6 protein-coding genes are annotated in these 12,915 nt (G+C 59.8%); 1 reads left to right on the top strand and 5 read right to left on the bottom strand.

Features of this window, described 5'->3' with window-relative positions:
- Nucleotides 1-8: 8 nt before the first annotated feature.
- From DMX12_RS24925 to DMX12_RS24905, 5 genes are all read right to left on the bottom strand, one after another.
- Nucleotides 9-485 carry a hypothetical protein gene (locus tag DMX12_RS24925; RefSeq protein WP_110679730.1) on the bottom strand — a complete coding sequence of 159 codons (477 nt, stop codon included), beginning with the start codon at nt 483-485 and terminating at the stop codon, nt 9-11.
- Nucleotides 485-3,175, bottom strand: coding sequence for a hypothetical protein (locus DMX12_RS24920; protein ID WP_146226865.1), 2,691 nt, complete (start codon nt 3,173-3,175; stop codon nt 485-487). Before DMX12_RS24920 ends, DMX12_RS24925 begins: the two co-directional genes overlap by 1 nt.
- A gap of 193 nt (nt 3,176-3,368) precedes the next feature.
- A complete protein-coding gene (locus DMX12_RS24915; RefSeq protein WP_146226864.1) occupies nt 3,369-5,036 on the bottom strand; it encodes a hypothetical protein in 1,668 nt (555 codons plus the stop codon).
- Between the two features lie 7 nt (nt 5,037-5,043).
- Nucleotides 5,044-5,667, bottom strand: coding sequence for a hypothetical protein (locus tag DMX12_RS29185; RefSeq protein WP_146226863.1), 624 nt, complete (start codon nt 5,665-5,667; stop codon nt 5,044-5,046).
- A gap of 74 nt (nt 5,668-5,741) precedes the next feature.
- Nucleotides 5,742-7,547, bottom strand: coding sequence for a hypothetical protein (locus DMX12_RS24905; RefSeq protein WP_110679726.1), 1,806 nt, complete (start codon nt 7,545-7,547; stop codon nt 5,742-5,744).
- 199 nt (nt 7,548-7,746) lie between these two features.
- On the opposite strand from DMX12_RS24905, the gene DMX12_RS24900 reads away from it, so the two are divergent.
- Nucleotides 7,747-12,792 (top strand): RHS repeat domain-containing protein, encoded by a 5,046-nt coding sequence (locus tag DMX12_RS24900; protein ID WP_110679725.1) that lies wholly within the window; start codon nt 7,747-7,749, stop codon nt 12,790-12,792.
- Nucleotides 12,793-12,915 lie beyond the last annotated feature (123 nt).

Genomic DNA, 12,915 nt, shown 5'->3' with positions numbered 1-12,915 from the left:
GCGACCAGTCAATAGAGATGGATTGACACACAAGACAATTTCCCTTTGATTTTTCCTTGATTATGAACATAGCTCATGCGACGCAAACCCGCCTTGACAATTCCACTCGGAGGCACATGTTCCAAACCAGGAATTTCTATCCACGCCGTAGACACAGGGTCTTTATACGTCTTTAATTTGAAATACCAATCCGGTGTGTTTGTCTCTCTACATTTAGCCTCTGAGTACAAGCCGATCTCGGCCGATGACGGCACGTTGTTAAGCTTGAAGAAAGTCATCTGATCATTCTTGCAGGTATTAGTACTAGCATCTTTGAAGTCAAAGATTTGTTCGTATTGAGTTACTTCGACGTTAATTGAACACCGATCCCCGCCGGGGCCATTGGCGCTGTCCCACTTTTCGGCGAATTCGATATTGCCGGCAAACGCTGTATCGAGTGCCAGCAGCCCCAAGATCGCCAACATGCAGCTTGTACGAAGTTTCATTATACCGTTCCTCTCGAAGTGGCCCGCATCACGCTCTGCGGAGGTGGCTCGACTTTGAATTCCACCTGATTGCGCCGCCCAACCTGAGTGGGCTGCCCGTAAGACAGACGCAGATAGTGGGCATTGCCGTCCTGGTCTACCAACTCGACGCCTAGATCTTTATTGACGACAGACAGGGCTTGCGCATTGAATGCAAAGTCGTCATGCCTGAAGTTGACGATTACCAACGTGCCGTCCTTGAAACCAGTCAGGTTTACCGTCTGATCGAAGTCCCAAATCACTTTTTCCACATAAGGTCCCAGGCGGCTGTCATACTTTATTTCAAGTGGCGGCGGGCCACTGCCTTCCTTTTTTTCCAGGCGGTCGCGGAAAATCCAGCCGGTATAGCTGGCCATCACCTCGTTGTTGTAGCGGCTTTCCCAGGTCAGCAGCGAGCAGGGCGGTGTTACCACTGAATCTTTGGCGTAGTCAGCGAGCCAATAGAACTTGCATGTCTCGAAACTACCCTGAGCGTACTCCAGACGAAAGTAATCCTGGGTCCGCAGATGAAAGTCGAAATTGTCCTCTTCCGGGTCGCCCGGGGCCGCTGACCCGCCCTCGACGCGCCAACGCGTCATGCTGTAATGCTCCTCTTTGAAAATAGGGCGTGGTATATACCTGAATGTGAACGAGACGTTATCAAGGGCCTTGTCTGTCGAAACAAACTCGCCGCCCCCATCCTTATCCAGAACCAAGTTGAACTCGGCACTCGGGGCGTTCTCGTAGCGTGCGTGCAAATAGAGCGTTTTGAAGGTAACCCCCTCGTCCGCGTCGGCCAAACGCGTATGACCCTGCCCGCCTTGGGAGATACGGAACCGATTGGGCGTGGTGCGCGTTGCGTACAGAGACGTAGAGCCGCTCTCGATGCCTTCGACCTTCTCATCCAACAGGTCGATGTCTATCCCCGACCGGCGATCGCGCAAGCGGATGCTGGCGATTTCCGTAGGGCTGAGCCAGTAGACCTCGTCTCCAGAAACCGGCTGAACCGGCTTCACCTTGATGTCTACCTGCAACTGGTGGTAACCGTTGGCGAATGCGCGTCCCTCATGCGTGCTCCCTACACCGCCACTGAGCGTTACCTGAAACATCGTCAGATCTGTCCAGCTCTTTTCCGGTTCCAGGCTCGAGACCGTCACTACCGCGTGCCCACCAGGGTAGCTCACACCATTCTGAACAAACGCCAGCGCTACCACATCCGTGGCCGCGAGCAAGCCGGCGGGCGCGGTGTACTGGCCCTGAGCATCGAGTACGCCATTGCCCAGTGCGCGCCAACGACGTTCGGCGCTGGGCAACCAAGTGGCATCGCCGTGCATGAACGTGCGTTGCTGGCCTGGCTTGATCGCGCCTTGTTCGCTGGAAGTGATGCGGGCCGGCTGATAGCTGTTGTTGAGCACCACGCCGAGGCGCTGCTTGCCTTCGGCGTCGACAGCGATCTGTTGCAACGCCACGTCGTGGGTTATGCCCGCAGCAGGTTCGAATTTCGCTTGCCGTGCCTCTGGCACCAAGGTGCCCAATGCAGGCTCCAGCAAGCGCCAGGACAAGGCACGCTCATCGGTACGCGAGGCGTTCAACATCACCGGCTCCAGGCCACCAACGGTCTTGTACAGTGCAGGCGCGAAGGCGACCGGCTGGTGCTGCACCAGCAACCGGGCGCTGGCGGTGCGTAGAACCCCGCCTTGCTCGTGCTCGGCAGTGATCACCACGGTCAGGCAGTTGTGGCCAATGGCCTCTACGTCGGCGGCCTGGTACAAGCCCGGGCGGCCACTCACGAACATGCCATCCGCCTTGCGCTGGTGACTGCGCAGGCTCATCGCCGTCCAGCGCGTCGCTTGTAGCGACGCGCCATCGGCATCATGCAAGGTGAACTGAACCGTCTCCCCGGCCTGTAGCGTTCGAGTCGCCGGGGATAAGGTCAACAGACTACGGTGTGGCGCGATGTCGCCAAACACGATCAGATCCCTGGGTGAAGCCCGGTCGACCTCCTGGAACACCTGACCACCAGGAAACAACAGGCTGCTGAGTACATCGAGACGGTCGCCGGTGACATGCTCGAGCATCTCCCGCTGGACCAGCAGCGACGCGGAATACCGTTCACCATCGTCATCGTCAGGTATGAGGTAGGGGAAGTCGCGGTCAGGCTCGAGTCCATCTGCATCGTTGCCTAGCAGCTTGATGAACACCAGCACCGCCCCAGCCCCATAATTGTTCGCACCCAGCAGTTGCGCCCCGGGCGCGGCCTGGGTACGAATGATGAAATGATCCGGTGTCAGCGGGCTCACCCCTTGAAGGTCGATGATGCCCAGGTCGAACAGGGTGCGTTGCCGAGGTAACCCGGCGAACCAGCTAGCGAGCCGGGGGTTCAACGCCTCGGCGAGCTCCCCTTCGTACAGATTGCTGGCAAGGCGGGTACCTTGGGACAGATCGAGCACCACGCGCCCGCGTTGGTCGACGATACCTTGCACCTGGGTCAACTCGATGGCCATCTCCAGGGTGTAGCCCATGCTTTCGGACAGCTCATACCGGGCCAGTAGCTCCCCAGTACCACAGTATTCGAGCACCTCACCGCCAATGATGTTCATGGTCAAGCTGGCCTGAGAATCATCGAGCGAGGCCGTTTCGAAGGACAGCCTCGGGGTGCCGAACTCGATCATGACCAAGGCGATGCGCTTGTCCGCTGCCTGGAATTCGAGTGAGCAGGGCGGCAAGAAGGTAAGCGTTTCCAAACGGCTCAAGTACTGCTGCTCCAGCGCCCGATTGAGCCGAGCGCGGCTGAACACCGAGACCGCCCCCCAGCCGCGGGTACTCGGACCTTGCAGCCGAGCGATAATGTCGTTACGTGAATTACTAAGCATGTCGATGGCCTCGTGTCATTTGCGGATCATTGCTGCCTGTGACGTTTGCCTCGTGCCAGACGAGCTGCGACAGCAGTGCCGAGTGGGCCGAAAGCGGTAGTGGCAGAATCGAGTAGCCCTCAAAGGTGCCGTACTCGGGTTGCTGATAGCTGGCGGCGACCAGGACGTAATGCTCGACGGCCAACGGATCGCCCGCGTACATGCCCTGCTTATCGATAGAGCCAGGGCCACCTAGCGGCAGGTGCCACGTCACTTCATCCAGCAGGGTGCCGTTGAAACGCGCCTCCAGTTGCACACGGCCGTCCGGTTGCAGCGGGCCGAGGGCGATGTCGAGCAGCGGCTGGCGCTGCTCCACCAGCATGTGTACCTTGCGGCTTACTCCCCGCCCATCGCTCACGACGATTTCGTCGATCACCCACGCCTTTTCGGGATCGGGGCTACCTGCGGTGTACGTGCAGAAGGCTCCATCGGGGGTCGGTTCGAGGTGGCCTGCTCCTGGCCCTGCGTCCTCGATAGACCAAGCCAGGTTGCCGCCGCCGTTCGATGCCGCACTCAACTGCACTCCATCCCCTGGCTGCAGCACCCTGATCAAGGGATTGACGCTGATCCCTTGGGGCAACACGGTAACCAGGACGTCGCTCGTCTGCTGGGTAACCCTATCGGTCGCGGTGACCATGATGCGTGTGGCGAGACCGCCCATGGCATTGAGGCTTGGCGCGGTATAGGTGCCAGTGTCGGCATCGATACGCCCCCACTCCCCCGAACCGCCGGGCAACCCGGTCAACCGCCAATGCAGCGTGGCGTCAGCGGGCTCGACCGTAAAGGTATGTACATCTCTGGCCTTGAGCACCAGCGGTGCATCGACAATCCGTAGCGTTGAGCCCTGTGCCCGCAAGCTACCGAACACCGCCGGGTTGATCGCTGACTCAACCCGCTGGGGCACCGGTTGGCTAGCCTCACCCACTGTGAAGTCCTGCAGTAACTGCTCGCCGATATGCGCCGTCAGGTGGGGGGCCAACGCGTTGTAGAAGGCCTTGTGGATCGAATACGCCACTGCCTCTTCAATTTGTGCGCGCGCCTCCATGGGCAGGTCGGGCGGCAGCCCACCGGTGAGCTGGACCACCGGTGTACCAATGGCCGAAGTCTGCAGTTTGCCCTCGGTCATGAAGGCTGAACCACTTGCCAGCCCCAATACGAAACGGTGAGCCAGCGTCACCGAGCCTGTCAGCGACAGGCTGCTCCAGGACGAGCTTTCGCGCGGGCGGTATTTCAATGACAACGAGAACGACTGGCGCCAGGCCTGCTCGCTCGCCGGCGCCGAAAATGTCGCTCGTAGGGTTTGGGCCTCTAGATCGAAACCGTCGAGCTGAAAGACAAACGCTTGCGAGCTGTAGTCACTGCCAGGGACATGTAGCCGGCCTGCACGCGCCGAAAGCCCCTCGAGCTTGCCACCCTCGCCTCTCGTCCAGGAGAAATTGCCATCAGGAATCAGCCCCAAAATGGCCTCGGCAAACGCCACACGTTGCAGAGTGGCCAGCGATAACAGACTGGTCACCTGCTGCGGGCCGGCGAACTCATCCGGTAGCAGGAAAGGTAACGGGGCACCCGGCAGCTCACCGTTGGCTCCACTATCGAGCGTCGACCACAGCACGAGCGCCATGCGCTGCTCATCGTCGCTGCGCTGCAGCCTGGCGACCATATTCTTGCCAGCACGCAACGGCTTGTCTGGCAAGGGGCGGATGCCGGCCAGCAGGAAGTAACGCTGTGCATCGCTCAGCTGGGCGAAATGGCGCTGGAAAAACACCCCCCCCCAGCGTACCGTCGACCGAAGAGCCCATTCCTTCTATGAAAAAGTCGTCACCGCTCGGTAGGTCGAGCTGAAGCCTGCCGTCAGCAGCGACCAAAGTATGGTCGGATCTCAAACGCAGGCTGTCCAGCGCATCGTAATGGGCCAATTGACGGATACCGCGCAGGCGCTGCAGCATGACCACGGTGCCTTCCACCTGCAGCGTCACACGCGCCACTGGCCGTGCTTCGGAAACGATGCTCAGGTCCAACTGTGGAGCCGCCAGGCGCACATCATTCAAGTTGTATGAGAGATCGGTATGTTCGATGTCGAACTGGCCGTTGATCTCGTCGATGGCATTCCCTTCGCGCCAACGCAACAGATACCCCTGGTGCATCGAATCGTTGAGCCCCCGGACGTCCAGGGCATGGACGAAATCCCACTTGGCCAAGTCTGGATAACGGCCCATCCACTCTAATATTGCCTCTACGGTATGTACGGACATGCAGATAGTCCTCTTACTTGGTTATGGATCTGATGGCGATCAGGGACGACACCCTGCCTGCCATATCGAAGCCGCTACGACATCAGGGTCAGGGCTAGCGCTTTGAACGGTTTGAAAGAAGCGCCCTCGTCGAAGCTCACACTGCCCCGAACCTGGAAACTCTGGTTCAATGCCAACTCACTCAGTTGGGCCTTTTCGAACTGGGCAACGATTTCCCCAGCCATTTCCTCCTCGTCGCTGACGGCCACCTTGCAGCGCGGGTAGAAGGTTTTGGAGGCGCTACCGACGAGTCCGTGAACTTCAAGGGTGACCAGTTGATCGACAGCCATGCCTTTCCAGTAGGGAACACTTAGCTCCAGCCCCTTGTCCGGCACCTTCGCCAGCGACACAATGCCGTTCTCGACCGGTTGGCACTGGATGCTTGGGAGGCGCTCTTTGACGGTGTCAGCAACGTGAAGCCGATAGGCGTCGGAACTGCCCAGGTGTTCCCCCCCCAAGCTGACCGAGCAGGAAACCTCTACGACCCGGTCAAGATTCGGCAGTATCAGGTCGGCTGGGACAGGGCAGCGCCTCTGGCCTCTCGCTAGCAGAAAGCTTCGCGAACCCGCCTCGGTGAACCCCCGCCAGTGAGCACTGAGCTCGGCTCCGACCGGCAGGTCTGAAAGGTCAGGTATCAAGATGGCCGAACCGAAATTCAGCGAATTCCAGCCGTCGATAGAGCCGTCGTACTCTCCGCCGTCGTCGCCAGGCACGGCGTCTTCCACGCTTGGAGTGGGCAATTTCAGTTGGGTCCTGATGTCGATGATCAGGCCCTGCGAGCGGCTATCGTAGCCACCCCGTGCGCACTGGTATGAGAGCACCACCTTGTCGCCACGATGGTCACGCACCCACTGCCCATCGAGACTGAATGCAAAGAACTGGCTGTCCACTGACGTAAGGTCCAGCCGCATGCCGAGCGCCTCGCTGGTCCCCGAGGCGTACTGCAGAAGCAGAACCACGCCATCTCTGTCGGACATGCCATCATAGGCTGCGAACTCGAGGGTGATACCTTCAGGGTAAGCATCGGGGTCGATGATCACCGTGCCGTCGGCACCAGGGGGAACGTCGCGCACCCGTGGCGGGGGCAGCAAGTCCGGCAGGCCAGGGTCGCTGCTCTCTACTAGCAGCGTTTGCATGGGCGAATCGCTGAAGCGATTGTTCCCCACATAAGCGATGCGGTAGCAAACCTTCAAGGCCAGGCCGATCCCGGTCGCGAGGATCGAATGGGGGAATAGCAAGCTGACTACACGGTCTATGTCGTCAGGCCCCACCGTGTGGCCAATGGTCCCTTTCTGGACTTCTGAATCATTGTCGGGGAAGACAAGCGACCACGAGCACGTGAGCTGGTCCCCTTCACTCATTGCCTGATAGGGCAACAGCAGAAGGTGCGCATCCTGGCCGCCCAGATCATCGACCACCACGGTCAAGTCATGCGACTCCATGAGCTGCGCTACCGGTATGCCGCCCTGTGCCGGTAATTCACGGTTGACATAGAAAAACCGCCGCAATGACGCTTCACAGGTTTCGCGCGGGGTGCCTACCCGGGTATACGCAGCGTAAGCGTAGAACACCCACCCGCCTTTCAGGCCACTGAACCTCCCTGCCGGGATGAGGCAGTGATAGCACCCTTGGTCATCCAACTCATCTACAGCCAATTGCACTTGAAGGTGATCCGAAGGGCTGCCGTCGGCTGCACAGCCGCGAAGATCGATATCGAGCTTGTCACCTTCGACAATGCCCGGATAGCAGATCAGTGTGTCGAGCATTTCACCCAATGCATCGGCATCGAGGCTGTTGTTGGCATCGAGTGCCGGAACATCAGGCATCGGTAAAAACGGCATGGGGAACTCCATCGATGAGCGCTACTGAGGTCTCAGAAGCTCGCAATGGAACCTTTTTTACCCCTGCCCCACCCACGGGGAAACTGGCAAATATGCTAGGTGGCACACCTGGATCACGCTGCTAAGGTCTGCGACAAACAGGCCCGGCTTCTACCGTGACCGGTGCCTGACCCAGTACCCCTGTTACGAGGTCAGCACAATGACGCTCAATTCCAAAGTGCGCAGCAATGCCAGTAATTTCATCGAACAACTGCAAACCAGTGTCGACCCACGCACCGGTCAGTTCACCGTGAACCTGAAACTGCCTACCGTCCAAGCGCATGATCGGCGAGGGCCGGCGCTGGACATCGCGCTCGCCTACAATGCCTTGACCCCCATTGACGCTGGCTACGGGCTGGGCTGGGATATACCCCTGTCGCAGTTTCGCCAAAGCAAGGGGCTGCTCACTACCAACAGCGGCGAAAACTTCAAGATCATCAGCGACCCGACACAGCTCGGGCGCATGACCGTGGGCCAGCAGAAGCTCGAAAGTTTTCACTTCTATCGCGACAGCGCAGCGGTTTTTCGCCTGGTGCACCGCAGCGGTGAGGTGGAGTTCCTGGAAGAGCGCGGCAGCGGCGAATTCCGTACTGCCGTGCCGGTGCAAATCTGTACCCCACAGGGCCAGCGGCTGAACCTCGACTACGACACCTACGGCGGCCATCCCTACCTGTCACGCGTTCATCAGAGCGACGGCGAGACGCTGTTACGGATAGAACGGGCCCCAGGCCGCAACAGCGTGGTCCTGTCGTTCAACCCCGACATCAGCGACCAGCCAGGCCCCTCCTACACTCTGCACCTCGATGCCGAAGGCAAGCTCGAACGCTTCGAGCTACCTACTGACGAGAAGGCTACCTGGGCCTTCGACTACCGAAAAATCAGGGACATGTGGTGTGTCGTGGAAATGCGTACGCCCATGGGCGGTGTGGAACGGCTGGAGTACGCCGACGGTGGGCATCATTTCCCCACCAGTGCCAACCGGCCCACATTACCCAGGGTCACCCGGCACCTGCGGCACCCTACCGCTGACGGCGACCCTGTCGACATCCGCTACCAATACTGCATGGATGCGCAGCGTCCGGACGCCCGCAACTTCCTGGGCTATGAATTGAACTACAGCTGGCTCGACGATGGCCTGGACTACCTCTACCAGCACAGAGGCGACTATCGGTACGGCACCATCGAGACGTACTGGACAAACGACGGTAACGGCTCGCCACGTGCGCTGCGCTCGATCAACCGACATTACAACCGTTACCACCTGCTGGTGCTGGAGCAAACAAGCCAGGGCGAGGCGGTGGCACGCCAGACCATCAGCTACAACCTGCACGACGATACCGACTTCGATCAGCAGCCGGCCACCTGCCAATTGCCCATCGAAACGCAATATTCCTGGTGGCTGACGAGCGCTTCGAGCGAGGTTTACCATGAGAAGGAATCCCGCACGTACGACCACCAAGGGAACCTCAGGACCCTCACTCGGCGCGACGGGGTGCAGGAAATCAGCGAGTACTATCCTGCCGAGGGCGAAGACGGCGAAGAGGGTGTCTGCCCCCCCCATCCTGAAGGTTTCGTGAGCTACCTGAAGCGACAGGTGACGATACCCGTAGCCGGGCCAGGAAATGCCGCAACGCTGGTCAAGCGTTTCGACTACAGGACCCTGGCGGCACTGAGAGACCCTGAGCGAGCTGACCTGGCCGACTGGCATACCGTGACGCAAGAGCGAACGCTGCAGCTGGACAATCAACAGGAAGTCGAGCTGACCCGGCATGAGTACACCTATGTCAACGATATCGACATACCGTTCCTGCATGGGCGGGTGGTGATGAAAGTGACCACCCGCGACTTCCTGCCTACCGTGGTGACGCATGCATTCAGCCAGCTGGGTGCCGACCAGACACTGGCCAATGTACCGGTGGTACAGACTCAGGAAACTTTCAGCGGGTGGGACGGCAGCGTATCGACGAGCCTGGTTCAGGAGTCGGCGTTCACCGGGGACGTGGTACTGCGCGAGGACGCCGAAGGGGTTCAAGTACTCTATGAGTACGATGCCCTTGGGCGCCCGCTACGCGAGATTCTCGCCCCCGAGGACCCGCAACACCGTGCCGAGAACACCTGGCAGTACTATCTGCATTGTACGGATATGGGCGAGGCCCCTGGCACATCCTCGACTTCTGTCGGCGGGGTCACCACCCGCACGTATGTCGACGGGTTCGGACGAGTGATCGGCGAGGCCCGAGACCACATCGACAAAGACGTCCCCCAGCGCCTGCACGAAACCCTGGAAGTACGCTATGACGCGCTAGGTCAAACCATCGAACGCACCGAGCATGACTGGTACCAGAACAATCCGCAGCCGCTTGTCACCCGCTTCGAATACGACGACTGGGGGCAGTGCCATCGCACCACGACCCCCGACGGCGTCATTCACCACGAACAAGCCAAGCCGACCCGCGAAGGCATGGTGATTCGCAGTTGGCGCAGCAGCGGCGATCGCATCAACGCAATGACCGAAGCTTCGATGAACAGGTTCCAGGCCCCGGACCAGCTGCGCACGCTGGACGCCAGCGGCAAACTATTGTGGACACGTAACTTCACCTACGATGGCCTTGGACGCATCGACCGCCAAACCGATGAACATGGCGACACCCAAAGCTTCACCTATGATGCACTAGGGCGGCTAAGCAGCACCAGCCTGCCGGATAGGACGGTCCTCGAGCATGGCTACGCCGCCCACGCTGAAGCCGCGCTGCTCACCGAGGTTGCCCTGATACCCGAGGGGGACCGTAACCAACGTGCGATACTGGGTTCTCAAGCGTTCGATAGCCTGCATCGCCGCACGCGTACCGACGTGGGCAAACAGAGCCATCGTTACCACTACCAAGGCGGACGCAACCGACCGGCAAGCTACACCACACCTGCCGGCGCGAAGATCGAACTGAGCTACCTGCTCAACCTGACCGGCGCGCCGGTCGCCAGTGTGGCCCCCGACCAAACCTGCAGCTACGGCTACGACCCACGCAACGCCCAACTGGAACGCGCCACCAGCGAAGAGGGCGAGCGCCAGTACGAGTACGACAGCTTTGGCCATTTGATCCGCGAGCAGTGGACAGGCAAGGACCAGGTCACCTGGACCACTCGTTACCAGCCATCGCTGCACGGGCGTATCCACCTGCGCGAGGACCAGACGCGCACCCCCACACGCTATACCTATGACGCCGCCGGAAGGGTGAGCAGCATGACCTGCGAACAGGTAACGGTCACTTACCGTTACGATACCCTCGGCCGGCTCGAGCACGTCACCACTTCCGATCTGGCCAGTGGCAGTGAGCAGGTCACCACCCATGGCTACGATGACCACGACCGCGAGACCAGCCGTACCACCAGGGTCACCGGCCAACCAACGCGAACCCTGGAACAGACCTGGTACCCAGGTGAACGCCTGAAAAGCCGCACGCTGACCGAAGAGGGCACGCTGCTGCTGGGTGAAACGTTCGCCTACGACAGCCGAGCTCGCCTGAGCACCTACAGCTGCACTGGCAGCGAATTACCCCGGGACGAACTTGGCCGACCGATCAGTCAAGAGATCTTCCTCTACGACGGTTTCGACAATATCAAAATGGTCACGACTACCATCGAAGGAACGAGATACCGTACCCTCTACACCCCCCGGGAAGACGACCCCTGCAAGCTTGCCAGCATCCAGCATCTGCCCGCACGGCCGGGCCTTCCCATACCGCCATTCGAGTACGACGCCAACGGCAACCTGCTCAACGACGAAGCCGGGCGGCGGCTTTGCTACGATACCCAGAGCCGTTTGCTGTCAGTGACCGACGCCTCCAGCCAGGTACTCACCAAATACCATTATGACGGTAACGGTGACCTTCATGCGGTCCAGGCCACCGGTCAACAAGCCACACAGGTGTTTTTCGAAGGGTATCGGCTGAGCCTGGCCATAGGTAACGCGCAGGCGCAACGAGTGCTATACAACGGCGAAGGGCCGTTGGCCCAGCAGGCGTGTGGCGAACCTGGCCAGACGCTGCTGTTGCAGACCAACGCCAGCCACAGCGTGATCGCCGAGTATCACCTGGGCGAGTTGCGCAAGCTCAGCTATGGCGCTTACGGCAGCCTGCCGGAAAGCGAACAGGCCGCCGCCAAAGGCCTGTTGCGTTTCAACGGCGAGCTGGCCACGACTGCACTGGGCTGGTACCTGCTCGGGCGGGGCTATCGGGTCTACAACGAACGTATCCGGCGCTTCCATAGCCCCGACAGCCTGACTGTGTTCGATGGCGGCGATATCAACCCCTACAGCTACTGCCGCAACGACCCGGTGAATTTCCGCGATCCCAGTGGGCACGAGGGTGTGGGCAGCACCGGCCGGCTGCGCTCCCCGGTCGAGGACGAGGTGGCCACCCACGGTGGCGGCGGTGGGAACTGGGAAGGATGGTTGATGCTGGGCGTCGGGCTGATTGCCACCCTCGCAGCGGTGTTTACCGCAGGGAGCTCGATCAGTGCACTGGTAGCAGCCGCCAGCGTCACCGCGGGAACGATCGCCAAGGCCACGGTGCTGACCATCATCGCTGCCGGCGCCGTCATCTCGTATGGTATGCAAATCTACGCCACCATCAAGCAGGACGAGAAAGCGAACGCGATCGCTTTCGGGATCAACGTAGCAATGACGGTCCTGTCATTCATGTACACGGCGTTTACAAAAATGGCCAGTCTTTTCAGGTCATTCAGGAGACAGTCTGGGTCGCCGGCGGCGCGGTCATCGAGCTCATCAATATCAAGAAGCAACTCCACGACGGGCGCTTCTCCGGTAATTGACGACGCCGTGCTCCCCACCTCGCCCCGCGCTTCAACGTCAACACGAGCCTCGTATATCTCACCTGCCAGCCTAAATGCGCAAACAAGTGGGGCAAGCAGCCGAACTTCATCGATAGCAGCCGTCGCGGAAATGAATCAGCTCGAAAATACCATTCCACCGAGCTCGCCAGCAACTTCTTCCGCGATTGCAAGAACGTCACGGTCCAGTTCCCTGTCAAGTGTTCATCTCGCGCAGTTCGACAAAGTCCCGCTTACTTACTCGTACGGGCAAATCTGGTACGACTCCCCTAAAGGGTGGATTGAGGTGACTAAATCAAGGGCCTCGGAAATTCGGTACAAGTGGCAACAAGTTCACTACGGTAGGGGTCTGTTCCCGTAGGCCGATCGGCCTAAAAATGCCCGATGCACCGCATCGGGCGTTTTGGTTTTCACTGTCCCGTCCTGAATAAGGTTTACACCTCCCATCCCGAATTTCCGGAGTGAGGCTGCTCTGCGTTGGACA

Origin of the sequence: Pseudomonas sp. MB-090624 (assembly GCF_003205245.1) — a bacterium.
GTDB lineage: Bacteria > Pseudomonadota > Gammaproteobacteria > Pseudomonadales > Pseudomonadaceae > Aquipseudomonas > Aquipseudomonas juntendi.
Note: the sequence above shows the minus strand (reverse complement) of the source record. Positions and strands in the feature narration are given on the sequence as shown.